Raw genomic sequence first — 19,081 nt, forward strand, 5'->3', positions numbered from 1 at the left:
CATGCTCAGCCCCGGCGTCCAGCTCGGCAACCGCTACCGTCTCGACGAGCGGATCGCCAGCGGCGGCATGGGCGACGTCTGGCGCGGCACCGACCAGGTGCTCGGCCGGACGGTCGCGGTCAAGAGCCTGCTTCCCGCGCTGCTCGACGACCCGGACTTCGCCGAGCGGTTCCGCGGTGAGGCCCGCACCATGGCCACCATCAACCATCCCGGCGTGGTGGACGTCTACGACTTCGGCAACGACCAGCAGATCGCGTTCCTGGTCATGGAGTACGTCGAGGGCGACGCCCTGTCGTCCACGCTGAGTCGGGTCGGGCGGCTCACCCCGGCCCGGACGATGGCCCTCGTCGCGCAGGCCGCCGACGCGTTGCACGCCGCGCACGAGAAGGGCATCGTGCACCGCGACGTGAAGCCGGGCAACCTGCTGGTCCGGCCGAACGGCACGCTGGTGCTCACCGACTTCGGCATCGCCCGCTCCGACCTGGTCGGCCAGCTCACCGCCGCCGGTTCGGTGCTCGGCACCGCCTCGTACATCTCCCCGGAGCAGGCCACCGGCGGTGTGGCCACCCCGGCGTCCGACGTGTACGCGCTCGGCGTGGTCGCCTACCAGTGCCTTGCCGGGCGGCGTCCGTTCGAGGGCGACAACCCGCTCGACATCGCGATGCGGCACGTCCGGGAGACGCCTCGGCCACTGCCGTCCGACATTCCCCCGCAGGTGCGCGCGGTGGTCGAACGGGCGTTGGCGAAGGACCCGGCCGCCCGCTGGCCGAGCGCCGCCGCCCTCGCCGGGGTCGCCCGTCAACTCAAGGCCGCGCTCTCCCAGCAGGCCAGGGCCGGCGGCAACGCCGGGCCGGTCTCCGCGGCACCGTCCTCACCGGCCGCGCCTGGTCGGGCCCAGGTGCCGCAGGCGCACCAGATGCGGCCGCCGGGTGCCCGCCCGCCGGCCGCCGCCGGGCCGAGGCCGACAGCTGTCGCGCCGGCTCAGCAGCCACGGCCCACCGCCGTCGCGCCGGCTCAGCAGCCGCGACCCACCGCTGTCGCGCCGGTCGCCCGGCCGCCGGCCGCACAAAACGGCTACCCGCGCGGTGCCGCGGCGGTGCCGACCGCACCCCGGCAGCAACAACAGCCGGCGTACGCCCGGCAGCCTGGCCCATCGGCGCCGTCACCCGAGCCTCGGCGGTCCCGGCCGGGGATGGTGCTTCTTGCCATCTTGCTTGCCGTGCTGGTCCTGCTCTGCTCCGGCGTGATTTCCTACAAGCTGAACAAGCAGTCGCAGGCCGGTGAACCAGCCGGGACGAGTGCGCGCACCGTGACGTCCGGCGTGCTGCGACTCGACGGGCGCGACGATGTGACCCAGACGTCGTACCGTCGGGAGATACGACTCCAGCCGGGCGACGGCGGGACGACGACGAGCGAAGGACGACAGACGCGATGACAGCGCAGGCCCGCCTGCTCGGTGGCAGGTACCAGGTCGGCGAGCTGCTCGGCTACGGCGGCATGGCCGAGGTGCACCGCGGTCGCGATCTCCGGCTCGGTCGGGACGTCGCGATCAAGATGCTCCGCACCGACCTGGCTCGGGACGCGACGTTCCAGATGCGGTTCCGTCGGGAGGCGCAGAACGCCGCCTCGCTCAACCACCCGGCGATCGTGGCGGTCTACGACACCGGTGAGGAGACCGCGCCGACCGGCGAGACGCTGCCGTTCATCGTGATGGAGTTCGTCAACGGACGGACCTTGAAGGAGGTCCTCGGCGCCGAGGGTCGGCTACAGCCGCGCCGGGCGTTGGAGATCTGCGCCGACATGTGTGCCGCGCTGGAGTTCAGCCACCGGCACGGCATCATCCACCGGGACATCAAGCCCGGCAACGTGATGCTCACCCAGACCGGCCAGGTCAAGGTGATGGACTTCGGCATCGCCCGTGCGCTGGCCAGCGGCGCGACCACCATGACGCAGACCAGCGCGGTGATCGGCACGGCACAGTACCTGTCCCCGGAGCAGGCGCGCGGCGAGGCCGTCGACGCCCGCTCCGATGTGTACGCGGCCGGCTGTGTGCTCTTCGAGCTGGTCTGCGGGCACCCGCCGTTCGTCGGGGACAGCCCGGTCAGCGTGGCGTACCAGCACGTCCGGGAGACGCCGCCGACGCCGAGTGACATCAACCCGGATGTCACCCCGGCCGTCGACGCGATCGTGTTGAAGGCGTTGTCGAAGAACCCGCTCAACCGCTACCAGAGCGCCGGCGAGATGCGCGCCGACCTGCTCCGCGCCGCCGCCGGCCGGCCCGTGTTGGCTACCCCGGTGTTGCGCGAGGCGGAGACTGTGGCGATGGCACCGGCCGGCGGCCGGGGCGGCTACCCGGTTGCCGGCGGTGGGCCCCAGACCGGGCAGATCCCGGCCCGGGTGGGTGATCCGCGCCAGCGCAAGGCGTCCTCCTGGGTGATCGCGACGTTCAGCGCGGTCGGCGTGCTGGCGGTGATCGCCCTGGTCGCAGCCCTGCTCTGGAACATGCAACAGGACAAGGCCAACAAGCTGGTGCCCAACCTCAGCGGCAAGAGCCAGACCGTCGCCTTCACCGAGATCCAGGGCGCCAACCTCCAGCCGAAGCTGGGTGACCCGATCCTGGCCAACGACTGCACGAAGGGCACCGTCGCCAAGCAGGATCCGCCGCCGAACACTCGGCTGGAACAGGGCAGCCCGGTGACCATTCAGCTCTGCGACGGCAAGCCGGCCGTGAAGATCCCCCCCGGCCTGGTCAACTCCCAGTACGAGCTCGTCAAGTCTCAGCTTGAGGGCCAGGGGTTGAAGGTCCAGGACAAGCAGGTGGACAACCCCGCGGCGAAGGGCACCGTGCTCAAGCTGACCCCGCCGTCGGGGACCACCGTCGCGCAGGACAGCACGGTGACCGTCGAGGTCTCCAAGGGCAACGTCGGCAAGGTCCCCAACGTGGTCAACTCCACCCGCGACGAGGCCGCCCAGGAGCTGCGCGAGGCGGGTTACAAGGTCGAGTTCCGCGACGGTGACGAGGTGGCGGCGGACCAGGCCGGTCGGGTCCAGAGGCAGAATCCGACCGCGGGCACCGCACTAGCCAAGGACAAGACCGTGACCATCGAGATCGGCGTCCCGGTGAAGGTGGTCGACCCATCACCCAGCGGCACGCCCAGCGGCACGCCGTCGGGCACACCGACCACGCCCGGCAGCGGGGGCGGCGTCGGTCTGCCGTTCCCGCCCCCGCCGAGCCGGCTTCCCGAGGACTAAGGCCTGTTTCGGTATGAGTGACGCCGACGCATCAGGTGTCGGCCCGGTACGTCGACGTCCTCGACGCCTCAGACGCGTGGCCATCCTGGCGACCGCCGTGCTGCTGCTCGCCAGCCTTCCGTGGCTGTGGACGACGATTGCCGCCCGCGGCCACCTGTACGCCGAGGCCGACGCCCCGGCCGCCGAGGTGGTGATCGTCCTCGGTACCGCGGTGGCGGCCGATCGGCAACGGCCGGGCGACCGGCTCACCGGCCGGCTGGAGACCGCCGCCGAGTTGGTGACCAGCGGGCGGGCCAAGGTCGTGCTCGTGTCCGGCGACGGGGGCGGCGCGTCGGGTGACGAGCCCGCGGTGATGACGTCGTACCTCACCGAACTCGGTGTCGACGCGCGTCGCGTGGTGGCCGACCCGTTCGGCCTGGACACCTACGACAGTTGTGCCCGAGCGCGCGAGGTGTACGGGGTCCAGCGGGCTCTGATCGTGACCCAGTCCTACCACCTGTCCCGGGCGGTGACGCTGTGCCGGCATCTCGGGCTCGACGTCGACGGGGTCACCGCACGGTGCGGCTGCGGGCCGGTCCTGCTCGCCGAGAAGTCGATCCGGGACTATTTCGCCAGCGGTAAGGCGGCGTGGGACGCGGCCCGCGATCGTGCGCCGGCGGTCCGCTCACCCGCGGATCCGGCGGTTCAGGACGCGCTGCGCGGCTGACCCGGCCAGCGGGACGTTCTCACCGGGTCAGCCGCCTCAGGTGGTGGCGAAGGCCGCCCGGCGACGGGCGTCGACCTCGGCGGCCAGCGCGGGGGCGCGCTCCAACGCCTCCTGGTGACCGCAACCGGCCAGCCAGTTGGCCAGCATCAGGTGGCCGCCCTCGGTGAGCACCGACTCCGGGTGGAACTGGACGCCCTCGATGGGAAGCGTCCGGTGCCGCATCGCCATCACCACACCGGAGCGGGTCCAGCCGGTGACCTCCAGCTCCTCGGGGAGCGTGTCGGGCAGCACGGCGAGTGAGTGGTAGCGGGTGGCGGTGAACGGGTCGGGCAGGCCGGCGAGTACGCCGACCGAGTCGTGGCGTACCTCGGAGGTCTTGCCGTGCAGCAGCTCGGGTGCGCGCGTCACTGTCGCACCGAACGCCTCGCCGATCGCCTGGTGGCCGAGGCAGACACCGAAGATCGGCAGCTCGCCCGCGTACCGTCGGATGACGTCCAGGCAGATGCCGGCGCGGTCGGGGCTGCCCGGCCCCGGGGAGAGCAGGATGCCGGCCGCGCCCACCCTGCCGACCGCCTCGACGTCGATCTCGTCGTTGCGGCGGACCTCGCAGTCCACGCCGAGCTGGCCGAGATATTGCACGAGGTTGAAGACGAACGAGTCGTAGTTGTCGATCACCAGGATGCGCATTGTCACCTGCTCGGGGAGGGCGGCGCGGGGTTGTTCTGATTGGTGTCGTACGGCAGATCGTGCTCGTCGCCGGCCGGGGTGTCGCCGGTCACCGGGCCGCCGTCGCCCGATTCGGCGGGGACACCCGACTCGACCTGCACGTCGTCGAAGGGCAGCAGGGGCTCGGCCCACGGGAAGGCGACATACCAGAGCAGGGCCACCGTGGCGGCCACCAGCAGCACCGAGCCGACCAGCTTTCCGGCCACCCCGAACGGCAGCTTGCGCCAGATGAACGCGTACATCGGGTCAGTCTCCCAGCTCAGCGGGGCGGCCCGCCGACTTGGGTTGGGTGCGGTCCAGCTCGGCGTGGATGATCAGCCGCTGGTAGTTGTCCCATTTCGGGTTGCAGGTGGTCAGGGTGAGCATCCGCTTGGTCGGTTTCTTGTTCGGCTCGCCGGGCACCGGCGCCACCACCTCGACCTGGGTGGGCCGGACGATCCGCGACTGCGACACCCGGTAGACGTACCAGTCGGTCTTGCTCTCGACCACGACGGCGTCGCCCTCGACCAGCTCGTCGAGCCGCCAGAAGGTGGCCCGGTTGCGGTGCCCGGCGACGGAGAAGTTGCCCACCTGGCCGGGCATCGCGCTGGTGGGGTAGTGGCCCGGGGCGTAGCGGATGTCCTCCTGGGTGACGCCCTCGACCACCACCAGATTCTTGTCGATCTTGGGGAGGTAGAGGCCGGCGAGCGGCTTGCCGCGTACCGGTGGCGACGGTTTGACGCTCGGGCCGGCCGACGGGACGACAGTCGGGTCGTCGGCCGGGCCTCCCCACTGCTGCTCCAGCTCATTGGTGAGGTCGTTCTGGTGGGCGTCGACGATCGCCGACTTGCCCCACACCTCGTAACCGGCGAAGAGCAGCACCACCAGACCGAAGGTGATCAGGATTTCGCCGGTGACGCGGACTCCGGTGCGGATTCGTGAGCCGAGCGACGGGCGGGTGAGCTCGGAGTAGACGCTCTTGTAGCCCTCGCCGGTCTGGTGCGGCCGGAGCTGGACCACCCGCTCGCCGCGCCGGGGTCGGGGCGGCTCGGCGGGGTTGTCGCCGCCGGTCGGCTCCTGCGGGCCTGACGTACGTGGGACGGCACCCATCAGCGTGGTCGAGTCCATGGTTGGCGGCCGGGTGGTGGGTGTGGCAGGCACGACGGGAATCAACGCGGTGGCGGCGGGGTCGGCGACGCGGTCCGGCCCGGTGGGCGGGACCTGGCCCGGCCCGGCCGCGGAGAAGGCCTCCTGGCCGGCCGGGGAGCCGGTCGCTCGGGCGGGCCGGGCGGCGATCTGGGGGATGAACGCGGTCGGCGCGTCGGCAACCGGCGGCGTCGGGGGGCCGGACGGGGCAGGTTGACTCGGCGTGCCGGAGGTCGTCGACCGGGTCGGCGTGGCACTCGGCGCGCCCGGGAGGGTCGGCGTGGCACCCGGCGCGCCAGCGGTGGCCGACGGTCGGGCGGGTACCGCCGGTCGGGTGGGTGCGACCGGTCGGGCGGGTGCTGCGGGTCGGGTGGGTGCTGCTGGTCGGGTGGGTGCGGCCCCGGGCGCCGCCGCGCTGGGCGGGCCGGTGGGCGTGGGGGGTCGGGTCGGAGCGTCGCTCGGGACAGCGGGTCGCGTCGGGCCCGGGTTGGTCGCGGCCGGTCGGCCGGGGGCGGGCGGAACGTCGGACCCGGGGTGCCGGGTCACGGTGCCCGGCCACGGCGGGGGCGCGTCGACACTCGGTCGGCCGGTGCTGGGGGTCGGGTCGGCCGGGCGGGGAGGCTCAGGTGGGGTCGACGGGCGCGCCGCACCCGGTCGGGCGGGCAACACCGGCTCAGGCCAGTTGCCGGTCGGGGTCGGTCGGCCAGGCGTCGGTTCGGGCCGGTCGACCTTGGGCAGGAAGGCGGTCGGATCGTCGGTCTGGTCCCGGTGTCGCCCGTCGCGATGCTCGTCCGGCCCGCTCATTTAGGCACCGTAGCCGAGCGCAGGGAGGTCGAGTCCTCGAATGCGGGGACCCGCACCGTGGAGACCGTCTCCTTGTAGCCGAGCTGGTAGTCGTCGACCGCGTCCTTGAACCACTGGACTCCCTGGGAGCTGGCGAGGGCCTGCTGGAGGGCAGCGGGGTCGCCGATCGCTACGATCTTGAACGGTGGGGAGTACACCCGGCCGTGCAACAGCAGGGTGTTACCGACGCAGCGTACCGCGCTGGTCGCGAGCACGCGGACGTTCATGATTGACATGGCCTCCGCCCCGCCGGCCCAGAGCGCGTTGACCACCGCCTGCACGTCCGCCTGGTGCACCACCAGGTCGTCGTTGCTGGCGTCCGACTTGGTCTGGTCGAGCTGAGGCGCGTCGTTCAGCTCGACCGTGACCCCGGGCCCGCCGAGGGCGGTGAACCCGGCGCCCTGGAGGCTGCCCTGGGCCCGATTCTGCTGCTCCTTGATCGGGGCGTCCGAGCCGGCCAGGGTGTTGGTCCGTTGCTCGACCTCGCCACGCAGCGTGGCGGCCCGGCGTTCGCTCGCCGCCACCTGCTCGCGCCGGTCCTCGATGAACTGGTTGAGTTGGGGTCGCCGATCCTCCCGCAGCGCGGTGCCGCCGGCGGTGGTCGCGGTGGTGGTGAAGAGCAGGCCCGCCGCGGCGGCGATCAGGGGCACCCCGATCGACCAGCCCGGACGCCGTTGACGCGGGCGCCGGGGCAGCAGCCCGGCGGCGGCCCGTCGGAGGACCTTCTGCCAGGAGGTTGCGCCGGATGTGTACTCCACCGAGCGTTCCTTCCGCGTGTCGGGGATCGGTCCGCCCGGCCGCCCGGCTGGCCGGTGACGCGAACAGGTCCGCCTTTTTCGGTCACTCCGTGCACCGGCCTGACCCCATTCATGGTCCGGACGGGCAATCGGGACTACGCTAGCTGTCGAACATTATTGGCCATGGACCGTCGCCCCCGCGCCCGGTTGTCAGGCCGGACGAGGTCGTCACCCCTCTGGAGAGCGTCGTGCCCAAGTCTCAGGTCCGCAAGAAGAAGGTGTACACCGCGCCGACGGACGTTCGTCCGACGACGTCGGCGTCGACGCGCAAGCCTAGCCCGGTGTGGTTGCCGGTCACCGCGGTCGCCCTGATCGTCGTGGGCATCGGCTGGCTGGTGCTCTATTACCTGTCCGAGCAGGAGTACCCGGTCGCCGCGTGGGGTTACTGGAACCTCGCGGTTGGTTTCGGCGCGATGGTCGCCTCGCTGGGGCTGCTCTCCCGCTGGCGCTGAGCCGGCTCGGGGCCGTCGCGTCGGCGGTCCCACGTCAACCCGGCGCGCCCCTGCCCGGCAGGATCGGGTGGGGCCCCCTATGGTGTCCGCAGGCAGCGTGGCCTACTGCGAGATGACTCACGTTACTGCTGGGTAACCTTCGCGTAGGCTGCACTGCATGACCGAGCAGAGCGAGGTCATCAGGCAGCAGACCGGGGAGGCCAACTCGATGGGCAGCGTCCAGATCGTCACCACGATCCTCGCGGCCGCCATCACCGCCGTGGCGGTGTGGCTTGCGGTGCGTGCGGTCCTGAAGATGGTGGCAGTCATCCGGCTCGGGCAGCCGGCACCGGAACGGTTCACCGACAAGATCACCCGCGCCCGGACGATGCTCGTCGAGACGGCCGGCCACACGCGGATGCTCAAGTGGGGCGTGGTGGGTGCCGCGCACTGGTTCGTGATGGTCGGCTTCGTCGTGCTGTCGCTGCTGGTGCTCGAGGCGTACTTCGAGGTGGTCACCACCGACGGTGGCCTGCCGATCATCGGGCACTGGACGATCTTTGGCCTGGTCACCGAGATCATCGGGGTGCTGGGCCTGGTCGGCATCCTGGTGCTGATGGCGATCCGGCTCCGCAACCGGCCGACCCGGCCGGGCGGGCGGTCCCGGTTCACCGGCTCGACCATGTGGCAGGGCTACTTCGTCGAGTGGATCGTGCTGCTGGTCCTGATCTTCGGGTTCGTGATCCGGGGCTTCAAGGTCGCCACCGACCACTTCGAGTTCCCGGTCTGGGCCACCCCGGTCAGCCACGCGGTCGGCGCGGTGCTGCCGGCCTGGGCGGACGGGGTGAGCGTCGCCGCCGCCATTAAGATCATCATTTCGATGACCTGGCTGATCGTCATCTCCCTGAACGTCACCATGGGTGTCGCCTGGCACCGCTTCCTGGCGTTCCCCAACATCTTCTTCAAGCGTGAGCCGGCCCGGCCGGCCGGCTCCGGCCTCGGCGCGCTGCGCCCGATGACCAGCCAGGGCAAGCCGCTCGACTTCGAGGAGGCGGACCCGGAGAAGGACCAGTTCGGCGTCGCCCACGTCGAGCAGTTCACCTGGAAGGGCCTGCTGGACTTCAGTACCTGCACCGAGTGCGGTCGCTGCCAGTCGCAGTGCCCGGCCTGGAACACCGGCAAGCCGCTGTCGCCCAAGCTGCTCGTGCTGAGCCTGCGTGACCACGCGTACGCCAAGGCGCCCTACCTGCTGGCCGGCGGCGGCAAGGACCTGACCGGTGAGGAGAAGGCCACCCAGGCGCAGCTCGCCCACCTGGACGTGCTGGCCCTGGCCGAGGCCGACAAGCCGCTGATCGGCACCGCCGAGGAGGGCGGCGTCATCGACCCGGACGTGCTCTGGTCCTGCACCACCTGCGGCGCCTGCGTCGAGCAGTGCCCGGTCGACATCGAGCACGTGGACCACATCGTCGACATGCGCCGCTACCAGGTGCTGATCGAGTCGAGTTTCCCCTCCGAGGCCGGCGTGATGCTGCGCAACCTGGAGAACAAGGGCAACCCGTGGGGTGCGCCGCAGAACACCCGCGAGGACTGGACCAAGGGCCTGGACTTCGAGGTGCCCCGGGTCGGCGAGGTGGACGACTTCGAGTACCTGTTCTGGGTCGGCTGTGCGGGTGCCTTCGAGGACCGGGCCAAGAAGACCACCCGCGCGGTGGCCACGCTGCTCAACGAGGCGGGTGTGTCGTTCGCGATCCTGGGCGAGGGCGAGACCTGCTCGGGCGACCCGGCACGGCGGATCGGCAACGAGTTCGTCTTCCAGATGCTCGCCCAGCAGAACGTGGAGACGCTCAACGAGGCGTTCGAGGGCCGGGAGAAGGCCAAGCGCAAGATCGTCGCGACCTGCCCGCACTGCTTCAACACCCTGGGCAACGAGTACGGCCAGCTCGGCGGCGAGTTCGAGGTGGTCCACCACACCCAACTGCTGGCCCACCTGGTCGCCACCGGCAAGCTCACGCCGGTGCAGCCGGTCGACGGCGGCGTCACCTACCACGACCCCTGCTACCTGGGCCGGCACAACCGGGTCTTCGCGGCGCCCCGGGAGGTCCTCGGCGACGCCATCGAGGGCGACCTGACCGAGATGCCGCGCAACAGCGAACGCTCCTTCTGCTGCGGTGCCGGCGGCGCCCGGATGTGGATGGAAGAGAAGATCGGCAAGCGGATCAACGTGGACCGGGTCGAGGAGGCCATGGCCACCGGGGCCAGGACTGTCGCCGTCGGCTGCCCGTTCTGCTCGACGATGCTCAACGACGGGGTCAACGGCAAGGGCGCCGGCGAGCAGGTCGAGGTGATCGACGTGGCGAGCGTGCTGCTCCGTTCGGTCAAGCCGCAGGGCGGCAAGGAGACGACGCCGGTCGGCGGCTGAGGCGCGTACACCTGGGATCTGTTCATCGGCGGCGACGGCGGCCCCATGCGGGCCGCCGTCGCCGTGCAAGAATCTCGCCGAGGTGAGGCGACATCGACGGCCTGCTCTTGATGACGCTGTTGCCCCTGGTCGGCTTCGTTGCGCTGACCGCGGGCAACGCGTTCTTCGTCGCGGCCGAGTTCGCCCTGGTCACGGTCGACCGCGCGGAGATCGACAGGCGGGCCGCCGCCGGCGACCAGGCCGCCCTGACGGTACGCACCGCGCTGCGCGAACTCTCCTTCCAGCTCTCCGGCGCACAGCTCGGCATCACCATCACCGCGCTGCTCACCGGCTACCTGGCCGAGCCGGCCCTGGCCCGGCTGTTCACCCCGCTGCTGCGCCCGCTGGCCGGGGAGAGCACCGAGCGCTACACCCCGTTCCTGGCGTTGGCCCTGGCCACGCTGCTCTCCATGCTCTTCGGTGAGCTGGTGCCGAAGAACGCGGCGCTGGCCCGGCCCATGCCGGCGGCGCTGGCCACGGCCGGTCCGATGCACACCTTCTCCCGGACGTTCGGCTGGCTGATCCGGGGCTTGAACGGCTCGGCGAACCGGCTGGTCCGGGCGCTCGGCGTCGAACCGCAGGAGGAGCTGGCCAGCGCCCGCTCACCGGAGGAGTTGGGCCTGCTGGCGGCCATCTCGGCCCGGGCCGGCGCGCTGCCGACGGACACCGCGATGCTGCTGCGCCGCACCATCCGGTTCGGCGACAAGCGGGCCGCCGAGGCGATGACCCCCCGGGTGGACGTGGTCGCGCTGCGCGCCACGGCCACCGTGGCCGAGCTGCTCGAACAGTCCCGGCAGACCGGGCGGACCCGCTTCCCGGTGTACGAGGAGACCCTGGACCTGGTGACCGGCGTGGCCGGGGTGCCTGACGCGCTCGGTGTGCCCCTGGCCGACCGGGCCTCGACAAGTGTCGGGTCGGTGGCCCGTGAGCCCGTCTACGTGCCGGAGAGCCTCAACCTGGACGGCGTGCTGGCGGCCCTGAAGGCGGCCGGAGCCGACCTGGCCATCGTGGTCGACGAGTACGGCGGCACGGACGGCGTGGTGACGATCGAGGATCTCGTCGAGGAGTTGGTCGGGGAGATCGCCGACGAGTTCGATCCGGCGAGTGTGGACGATGCCGACCCGGTCGAGTTGAGAGTGCCCGGCGGCGAGCGCACTGTCCTGGTCGACGGGGTGCTCCGCTCCGACGAGCTGGCCGAGCAGACCGGCTTCCGGCTGCCGGAGGGGCCCTACGAGACGTTGGCCGGGTTCCTGATGGCCCAGCTCGGGCACATCCCGCTGGCCGGTGAGACGGTCGAGGCGGACGGCTGGGAGTTCACCGTGGTGGAGGTGGAACGGCACCGGATCGAGCAGGTCCGGGTGTTGCGCCCGGCGGAGCCGGACGACGATGACTGAGCTGCTGGTGACCGTGCTGCTGCTGCTCGGCAACGGGTTCTTCGTGGGCAGTGAGTTCGCGCTCATCGCGTCCCGCCGGACGGTGATCGAGCCGCTGGCCGCCGGGTCGAAGCGCGCCCGGTGGGCGCTGTCGGCGATGAACCAGATCCCGCTGATGATCGCCGGCGCGCAGCTCGGCATCACGGTCTGCTCGCTGGGCCTGGGGGCGATCGCCGAGCCGGCGTTGGCACACCTGCTGGAGCCGCCGTTCCACGAGGCCGGCCTGCCCGAGCGGGCGGTGCACCCGGTGGCCTTCGTGCTGGCCCTGGGCGTGGTGGTCTTCCTGCACACGGTCGTCGGTGAGATGGTGCCGAAGAACATCACGCTGGCCGGCCCGGAGGTGTCCGCACTCTGGCTCGGCCCGGCGATGCTGGCGTTCTGTGTGGCCACCAAGCCGCTGCTGCTCGCGATGAAGTGGGCGGCCCGCCGGGTGCTCGCGATCTGGCGGATCGAGGCGTCCGAGGCGGTGAAGACGGTGTTCACCGCCGAGGAGTTGGCCGGGCTCGTCTCGCAGGCACGGACCGAGGGGCTGCTCGACGCGGAGCAGCACGCCCGGATCACCGGCGCGCTGGCCCTGCACAGCCGCACGGCGGCGGATGCCCTACAGCCGTGGTCGACGGTGGTGACGGTGGCCGAGGACGTCTCGCCGGCGTCGCTGGAGGTGTTGGCAACCCGGACCGGCCGGTCCCGGTTCCCGGTGGTGCAGCGCTCGACCCGTCGGGTGCTCGGCTTCGTGCACGTCAAGGACGTGCTCGGGTACGCGGGACAGGGGCGCCGGTCGCCGGTGCCGGCCCAGGTCTATCGGCCGCTGGCGGTGGTGCCGCCGGAGCGTACGCTGGCGGACCTGCTGCTGGCCATGCGCCGCGAACGGCGGCACATGGTGCTGGTCAGCGACGGCCGGCGCCCTCTCGGTGTGGTCACACTCGACGATGTATTGACCGCAATCGTTGGATGATTCACCAATACCCTTGGTGTGCAGTTGGTTGCCCGACAGTGACGGTTATTCCGCTCGCCTTGATTACCGCCCCGCGCTTCCCTAATGTGGGGCACCGACCGCTGTGGGTCGTCTGCCTCGGCCCTTCCCTCACGCGAGGCGCCCGGCGGTCGGTGGCAAAGGAGTCGGTGCCGGTGGCAACCATGCCCCCTCATCGTCACGACCTGTTTGCGTCTGCTCGGCCGGGTGTTCTGCGCCGTGCCACTCGCCGTCTGCTCGTCCTGACGGCCGCCGCGGTGGTCGGCGCGGGCCAGCTCGCCGCGCCGGTGCACGCCGCGCCGACGGTCGACGAGATCGAAGCGCAGATCGACAAGAAGTGGGAGCAGTTGGAGCCCACCATCGAGCAGTACAACAAGGTCAGGGCGCAGCTGAAGGTCAACCGGCAGAAGTCGGTCGACCTGCAGAAGAAGATCGAGCCGCTGGCGTTGCAGAGCGAGCTGGCGCTCAACCGGGTCGGCGATCTCGCCTCCCGCTACTACATCTCGGGCCCGTCGCACGACATTGGCACGCTGCTGGTCAGCGCCAAGCCGGACACGCTCACCGAGCAGCTCACCATCCTCGATCGGCTGGCCGCGCAGGAGCGCAAGGAGGTCGAGGGTGTCCTTGCCGTACGGGCCAAGTACGACGGCGAGAAGCAGAAGCTGGACACGCTGATCGCGACCCAGACCAAGCAGCAGAACGAGCTGGCGGCCAAGAAGAAGCAGATCGACGCCGAGATCAAGCAACTCGAGGCGTCGATGCCCAAGACCACGGTCAAGACCGCCGGCTGCCCGACCATCAACGGTGTGGTTTCCGTGGCCGCCCAGAAGGCGATCAAGACCGCCTGCCAGCAGGTCGGCGATCCGTACGTCTGGGGGGCCGTCGGCCCGAACTCGTTCGACTGCTCGGGGCTGACCCAGTACGCCTACAAGTCGGCCGGGATCTACCTCACCCACCACACCGGAGACCAGTGGAACGAGGGCAAGGCCGTCTCGCGATCCGAGGCCCGTGCCGGTGACCTGGTCTTCTTCTACTCCGGCCTGAGTCATGTCGGGCTGTATCTGGGTAACAACCAGATGGTGCACGCGCCACGAGCCGGTAAACCGGTGTCGGTGTCCAGCATCAACACCATGCCCGTCGCCGGGTTCCGCAGACCTGGCTGATCCACCCAGGCCCCAGCGCCAACACGACGGCCCCCGGTCACCGACCGGGGGCCGTCGTGGTTTCTCAGCGGGGCGCACCCACCGGGGACGGCAGGAGCTGCACGTCGGCCAGGTCGACGTACATGATGCGGTGGCCGAACTGGATCTGCGCGTACCGGTTCTTGCCGCGGATCACCGTCCAGTCGCCGGGCGAGGAACCGTCGAACGTGCTGGCCCGGTAGTACTCGCCCGGCAGCACCGCGCCGACGGCGTACCGCTGCCCGGCGGCCAGGGTGTACTGCAGCGGCGAGATCGCCTGGTAGGGCACCCCTGCCGGGTAGGCGGCCTGCTCCGGGTAGGCGCGTCCGTAGACCGGGATGGTGGCCCGACCGGGCTTCGGGGTGGCCACCACGCCGACGGTCCAACTGGCGGTGGGCGCGGACGCCGGGTTGTGGAACCACGCCCGCTGCCCGAGGTACCAGATCGCCGTCCAGTCGCCCTGCCGGCCGGCAAGCGCGTACGTCTGACCGGCGGAGGCACGGGCACCGTGGTCCGACACCTCCATCGTGTTGGGGGTGCCGTCGGGGCGCAGCGCGATGTCGTTGACGAGCGGCGCGTCCGCGGCCGGCGCGGAGCGCAGCACCACCGCCGAGGAGCCGCGTGGCGCGCACGGCACACCGGCGGTGACGCAGCCGACGAACGCCGGCTGGTTGGTGGCGAAGTCCGGGTCGATCCGGACCAGACCGGTGGCCGGGGTGCCGGTGTCCAGCCGGGGCGCGTGCAACAGCGTGAAGTAGTGCGTCCAGTCCCAGTACGGGCCGGTGTCCCAGTGCATCCCCCGGACGTTCGCGGCGACGGTGCCGGGCACGTTGTCGTGGCCGATGATGTGCTGGCGGTCCAGCGGGACGCCCAGCCGCAGCGCGAGGTGCCGGACCAGCTTCGCCGAGGCCCGGTACATGGCCTCGGTGTACCAGGTGCCCTGCGCCGCGAAGCCCTCGTGCTCCAGCCCGATCGCCTTGGCGTTGACGTACCAGTTGCCGGCGTGCCAGGCGACATCCTTGGTCCGCACGTGCTGGGCGACGTGCCCGTCCACCGAGCGCAGCGTGTAGTGCCAGCTCACGTAGGTCGGATCCTGCACGAGTTGCAGGGTGGTCGCCCAGCTTCCCTCGGTGTCGTGGATGACGATGTACTCGACCTTCTGCCGGGCGGGCCGGTCGGACAGGTCGTGGTTGCCGTAGTCCCCGTCGCCGAACGCCGCGTAGGGCGCCGGGATCCACTCGCAGGAGATGGTGCGGGGGCACTCCAGCCCGTCCGGGCGGGCGAGCCGGCGCAGACCCAGTCGGTCCAGCCAGGAGCGCTCCGGACGGATCGCCCGGGCCGGCAGCGTGATCCGCGCTCCGTCGTCGGTCGTCCGCGACTCGCCGGTGCCGATGGTGGTGAAGACCTCGTCGGCGAAGGCCGCCGCGGCGTCGGCGGTGTCCGCGCCGGCGTAGCGGGCCACCGCGCCGTACCAGGTGGCCGGGTCGGTGCCGGCACCGACCGGCGCGCCCAACTCCCGCTGGTACGAGGCCAGCAGCGCCGCGCCGCCCCGGATGTTCACACCGACGTCGGTACGCAGCGAGTCGGTGGCCGCGCCGGTCAGTGCGGCGGCGGCGTCCACGGTCTGCAACGCGGCGGCCGATGGTGCCGGGTCCGCCGGCCGAGGCGCGGGTGCCAGCGCGGTACGGGAGTCGTCGCCGCGCGGATCCTCGGTGCCGGTGCCGGCGTCGTGGTGGCCGGCCGTGGGCAGGGCGGCCATGTGTCTGGCGTCGGTCAGGTGCATCGGGCCGTAACCGCCGCTGGTGCTGGGTGTGCCGGCGTTGCTGTCCCAGCGGGACTCCAGGTAGGAGACGCCGAGCAGCACGTCGGTCGGTACGCCGAACTCGGCCGCCGCGGCGGCGTACTGCTGCTGGCGGTCGCCGGTGGGTGCGGCGGCGGCGTGGGCGGGTAGCGGTACCGCGGTCGCGGCGGCGACCACGGCGGCGGCGAGCAGTGCGCGCCGGCCGGGGGACAGGGTTGGATGGTGCATCGAACCCCCTAGATTCCACGGGTGCAGGTCAGGTCACCTTCGCGCCGCCCGGGAGCCCACGTCAATACCTTTCTATGTGTCGACCTGCCTGGAAAGAAATCTTCGCGTGTGGTCGGGGCTCCTCTCCGATCGGTACGGAGTGTCACGGCCGCGCGGGTTGCGGAGTGGTAACGGGCGTCTCTACTCTGGTCTTTTGTCGGCCCGATAGCAGCTCCGCCCAGCCCGGGCGGTAACGGACCGACACCGCCGAGTCGTTTCCGAACGAACCGGGGACCCATGTCCCCCGGGGTGAATCCGCAGCCACTGCGGTAGGGCGCCGACTTCCCGCCCGAACCCGTCAGCTAACCCGGTAGGCGGTCAGGAAGAAGGAGTACGGAACCCCGGTGGCACTCCATGCCCCGCGGCCGTCGTCCGAGCGGTCGGCAGCAGCCGGCCCCATGTCGATCGCGCCGCGCCCACGCTGGTCCCGCTTCACCACCGCGCTCGCCGCACTGGCCGGCGTCGCCGTCGTCCTGACCGGCAGCGCCACGCCGGCCCACGCCGACCCGTCCGTCGCCGAGATCGAGCGCCAGATCGACGCCGACTGGAACAAACTCGAACCGATCATCGAACAGCACAACGCCACCCGGATCGACCTCGCCGCCAAACGCAGGCAGGCCGGCGCGCTGGCCGCCCGGATCGCCCCGCTGGAGCGCCAGGTCGACGCCGCGATGGACAAGGTCAGTGCCCTGGCGGTGCGCGCGTACAAGGGCGAGAACGTGCTGACCGTCAACGCCGTACTGGGCAGCCGGTCGCCCAGCGAGGTGGTCGGGCAGCTCGAGATGCTCGACCGCTTCGCGCACAACCAGCAGCAGGACGTCCGCGAGGTGGCCGACCTGCGCGACCAGTTGGCCGGGCAGAAGGCGCCGCTCGACGCGATGGTGGCCCAACTGACCCGCACCGAGGCTCAGCTGGCGGCGAAGAAGAAGCAGATCAACGAGGAGATCGACAAGCTGCAGAAGCTGCGCCTCAAGGTGTACGGCAGCGGTGGCGGCGGTCCGCTGCGCCCGGCGCCCTGCCCTGCCAGCTATCCCGGTGGCGCCGCCGGCACGGCGGTCAAGTTCGCCTGCGCGCAGATCGGCAAGCCCTACGTCTGGGGTGCCGAGGGCCCGAACTCGTACGACTGCTCCGGGCTGATGCTGGCCGCCTGGGCGAAGGCCGGGGTGTCCCTGCCGCACAACGCCGCCGCGCAGAGCCGCGCCACCAAGAAGGTCAGCAAGGGCGACCTGCGCCCCGGCGACCTGGTCTTCTACTACAGCGACATCCACCACGTCGGCATGTACGTCGGTGACGGCTGGGTGGTGCACGCCTCGCAGGCCGGTGAACCGGTCAAGATGAAGAGGGCCGACGACGGTCAGGTCCACAGCTACGGCCGTCCAGGCTGATCAGTGCGCGGACCGGGGGCCCGTCGCGATCCGTCGCGGCGGGCCCCCGTCGTCACGGGTTCAGCGGGTGGGCCAGGTGCGCCAGTGCTGCCAGGCGCGACTCGGCGTCGGCCCCCGCTGCCCCTGGTAGCGCGAGCCGTAGACTGCCGAGCCGTACGGGTGCTCGGCCGGCGAGGAGAGTCGGAAGATGCAGAGCTGCCCGATCTTCATGCCCGGCCAGAGCGTGATCGGCAGGTTCGCCACGTTCGACAGCTCCAGCGTGACGTGACCGGAGAAGCCGGGGTCGATGAAACCGGCGGTGGAGTGCGTGAGCAGCCCCAGCCGCCCCAGCGAACTCTTGCCCTCCAGTCGGCCGGCGAGCTGGTCACCCAGCGAGATGACCTCCAACGTCGAGGCGAGCACGAACTCGCCGGGGTGCAGCACGAACGGCTCCCCGTCGGGCACCTCGATCGCCGACGTCAGGTCGTCCTGCTGCATCGCCGGGTCAATGTGGGTGTAGAGATGGTTGTTGAAGACCCGGAACAGCCGGTCCAGCCGCACGTCGATGCTGGAAGGTTGGACCAGGGTGGGCTCGAACGGCTCCAGGCCCAGCGTGCCGGCCTTGATCTCGGAGACCAGGTCGCGGTCGGAGAGCAGCATCGGACCACCATAGCGGCGGCCCGAAAACCCACCAGATTCGGTGCCGGTGACCAGCGCGTCGAGGTCGCTGCTCGTACATTTGTTCGATAGAATGCTCGCATGGCTTCCTGGTCCGAATTCGCCGCCGACGAGCCCCGACTCGCCGACGGGATCCGCGTTCTCCTCCAGCAGTACGGGCCGGGCTTCGGCTACCTGGCCACGGTCCGCGCCGACGGCGGGCCCCGGGTCCATCCGGTCTCCCCGGTCATCACCGACGAGGGTCTGTTCTGCTTCATCATCGACTCTCCGAAGCGCCGTGACCTCGAACGCGACGGCCGCTACGCGCTGCACTCGTTCCCCCCGGAGGAGAGCGACGACGAGGCGTACGTGGCGGGGCATGCCCGTCCGGTGACCGATCCGGTCCGGGTGGCGCACCTGGCGCAGAGCGCCCGCGCCGAGCCGCAGGTCGACTGGAGGCTCTTCGAGTTCACCGTCGACGTGGCGATGCTCACCCGCCGCGAGCAGCACACCGTGGGCGTCCCCGGCCTCCCGGCGGGCCGTCCGGCCGTTCGGGTCTGGCTCGACCCGCACGCCCCGACGGCGGCTGCCGCGCCACTCACCGTGCCGCAGACCCGCCCGGCCCGCCGCAGTCGTGACGTCCAGTGCACAGCCGCCTGACCGCAGCCCAGACACAACCGAATGCCGGCTCCGTCGTAACGGAGCCGGCATTCGGCCGTACGCCCCACCCGGCGCCGCGCCGCCCCGCATGATCGACTCGGCTTTGGTGAAATCGCGGTGTCCCGGCCGCTCGGACACCTCGACTTTCAGGAACCCGAGTGGATCAAGCCGGGCCGAAGCCTGGCCGAACCAGGCAGCGCGGGCAGCGCGGCACGCGGGCAAGAGGCGGGTCGGGGTGCCTGGGTGCACGGGCTCGGCGACTCGGGTACAGTGGTGCCGCTTGCGGGTGTAGTTCAATGGCAGAACATCAGCTTCCCAAGCTGACAGTGCGGGTTCGATTCCCGTCACCCGCTCCAGATGCGAGAGCCCTGGTCAGGACCGATGGTCCCGCCAGGGCTTCCGTCGTT

The 19,081-nt window shown here is 71.2% G+C and carries 16 protein-coding genes, 1 tRNA gene and 1 riboswitch; of the genes, 11 read left to right on the forward strand and 6 right to left on the reverse strand.

All coding sequences use genetic code 11. The features are described from left to right. The first annotated feature begins 1 nt into the window (after position 1). From AB0B57_RS07455 to AB0B57_RS07465, 3 genes are all read left to right on the forward strand, one after another. Complete coding sequence (locus AB0B57_RS07455) at positions 2-1,435, forward strand: protein kinase (RefSeq protein ID WP_357066327.1); 1,434 nt, start codon at positions 2-4, stop codon at positions 1,433-1,435. Further along, complete coding sequence (gene pknB, locus AB0B57_RS07460; protein ID WP_357066330.1) at positions 1,432-3,252, forward strand: Stk1 family PASTA domain-containing Ser/Thr kinase; 1,821 nt, start codon at positions 1,432-1,434, stop codon at positions 3,250-3,252. The genes AB0B57_RS07455 and pknB overlap by 4 nt, the downstream gene beginning before the upstream one ends. Before the next feature lie 76 nt (positions 3,253-3,328). Continuing rightward, positions 3,329-3,958 (forward strand): ElyC/SanA/YdcF family protein, encoded by a 630-nt coding sequence (locus AB0B57_RS07465; RefSeq protein WP_357066333.1) that lies wholly within the window; start codon positions 3,329-3,331, stop codon positions 3,956-3,958. Positions 3,959-3,994: 36 nt separating this feature from the next. On the opposite strand, the gene AB0B57_RS07470 is transcribed toward AB0B57_RS07465, so the two are convergent. Genes AB0B57_RS07470 through AB0B57_RS07485 form a run of 4 tightly spaced genes read right to left on the reverse strand, consistent with a single transcriptional unit; the run spans position 3,995 to position 7,410 of the window. Beyond that, positions 3,995-4,645, reverse strand: coding sequence for an aminodeoxychorismate/anthranilate synthase component II (locus AB0B57_RS07470; protein ID WP_357066336.1), 651 nt, complete (start codon positions 4,643-4,645; stop codon positions 3,995-3,997). 2 nt (positions 4,646-4,647) lie between these two features. After that, the gene (locus tag AB0B57_RS07475) at positions 4,648-4,926 is read right to left on the reverse strand and encodes a hypothetical protein (RefSeq protein WP_357066338.1); all 279 of its coding nucleotides are present in this window, start codon (positions 4,924-4,926) and stop codon (positions 4,648-4,650) included. A gap of 4 nt (positions 4,927-4,930) precedes the next feature. Then, positions 4,931-6,613 (reverse strand): class E sortase, encoded by a 1,683-nt coding sequence (locus tag AB0B57_RS07480; protein WP_357066343.1) that lies wholly within the window; start codon positions 6,611-6,613, stop codon positions 4,931-4,933. Then, the gene (locus tag AB0B57_RS07485; protein ID WP_357066346.1) at positions 6,610-7,410 is read right to left on the reverse strand and encodes a DUF881 domain-containing protein; all 801 of its coding nucleotides are present in this window, start codon (positions 7,408-7,410) and stop codon (positions 6,610-6,612) included. The genes AB0B57_RS07480 and AB0B57_RS07485 overlap by 4 nt, the downstream gene beginning before the upstream one ends. A 227-nt stretch (positions 7,411-7,637) precedes the next feature. On the opposite strand from AB0B57_RS07485, the gene AB0B57_RS07490 reads away from it, so the two are divergent. The 5 genes from AB0B57_RS07490 (at position 7,638) to AB0B57_RS07510 (ending at position 13,907) form a co-directional block, all read left to right on the forward strand. Further along, positions 7,638-7,901, forward strand: coding sequence for a cell division protein CrgA (locus AB0B57_RS07490; RefSeq protein WP_357066348.1), 264 nt, complete (start codon positions 7,638-7,640; stop codon positions 7,899-7,901). A 208-nt stretch (positions 7,902-8,109) separates the two neighbouring features. Then, on the forward strand, positions 8,110-10,299 hold the full coding sequence (locus tag AB0B57_RS07495; protein ID WP_357066553.1) for a (Fe-S)-binding protein: 2,190 nt from the start codon (positions 8,110-8,112) through the stop codon (positions 10,297-10,299). A 110-nt stretch (positions 10,300-10,409) separates the two neighbouring features. Then, positions 10,410-11,732: a hemolysin family protein gene (locus AB0B57_RS07500; RefSeq protein ID WP_357066351.1), complete on the forward strand. Its 1,323-nt coding sequence runs from the start codon at positions 10,410-10,412 to the stop codon at positions 11,730-11,732. Further along, positions 11,725-12,726, forward strand: a complete 1,002-nt coding sequence (locus AB0B57_RS07505) for a hemolysin family protein (RefSeq protein ID WP_357066354.1) — start codon at positions 11,725-11,727, stop codon at positions 12,724-12,726. The genes AB0B57_RS07500 and AB0B57_RS07505 overlap by 8 nt, the downstream gene beginning before the upstream one ends. Before the next feature lie 167 nt (positions 12,727-12,893). Then, positions 12,894-13,907, forward strand: coding sequence for an NlpC/P60 family protein (locus AB0B57_RS07510; RefSeq protein WP_357066555.1), 1,014 nt, complete (start codon positions 12,894-12,896; stop codon positions 13,905-13,907). A gap of 64 nt (positions 13,908-13,971) precedes the next feature. Here the strand turns inward: AB0B57_RS07510 and AB0B57_RS07515 are convergent, their stop codons facing one another. Continuing rightward, complete coding sequence (locus AB0B57_RS07515) at positions 13,972-15,954, reverse strand: N-acetylmuramoyl-L-alanine amidase (RefSeq protein WP_357066357.1); 1,983 nt, start codon at positions 15,952-15,954, stop codon at positions 13,972-13,974. Positions 15,955-16,188: 234 nt separating this feature from the next. Continuing rightward, positions 16,189-16,324, forward strand: a riboswitch (cyclic di-AMP (ydaO/yuaA leader). Positions 16,325-16,391: 67 nt separating this feature from the next. Here AB0B57_RS07515 and AB0B57_RS07520 point away from each other — a divergent pair. Next, positions 16,392-17,378, forward strand: coding sequence for an NlpC/P60 family protein (locus AB0B57_RS07520; protein ID WP_357066360.1), 987 nt, complete (start codon positions 16,392-16,394; stop codon positions 17,376-17,378). Between the two features lie 60 nt (positions 17,379-17,438). Here the strand turns inward: AB0B57_RS07520 and dcd are convergent, their stop codons facing one another. Further along, positions 17,439-18,017, reverse strand: a complete 579-nt coding sequence (gene dcd / locus AB0B57_RS07525; protein WP_357066363.1) for a dCTP deaminase — start codon at positions 18,015-18,017, stop codon at positions 17,439-17,441. A gap of 99 nt (positions 18,018-18,116) precedes the next feature. On the opposite strand from dcd, the gene AB0B57_RS07530 reads away from it, so the two are divergent. Together AB0B57_RS07530 and AB0B57_RS07535 are read left to right on the forward strand one after the other, a co-directional pair. Beyond that, positions 18,117-18,674, forward strand: a complete 558-nt coding sequence (locus tag AB0B57_RS07530; protein ID WP_357066366.1) for a pyridoxamine 5'-phosphate oxidase family protein — start codon at positions 18,117-18,119, stop codon at positions 18,672-18,674. Between the two features lie 282 nt (positions 18,675-18,956). Beyond that, positions 18,957-19,030: transfer RNA gene (locus tag AB0B57_RS07535), tRNA-Gly, on the forward strand. Positions 19,031-19,081: the final 51 nt, after the last annotated feature.

Origin of the sequence: Micromonospora sp. NPDC049101 (assembly GCF_040648675.1) — a bacterium.
Classification (GTDB): Bacteria; Actinomycetota; Actinomycetes; order Mycobacteriales; family Micromonosporaceae; genus Micromonospora.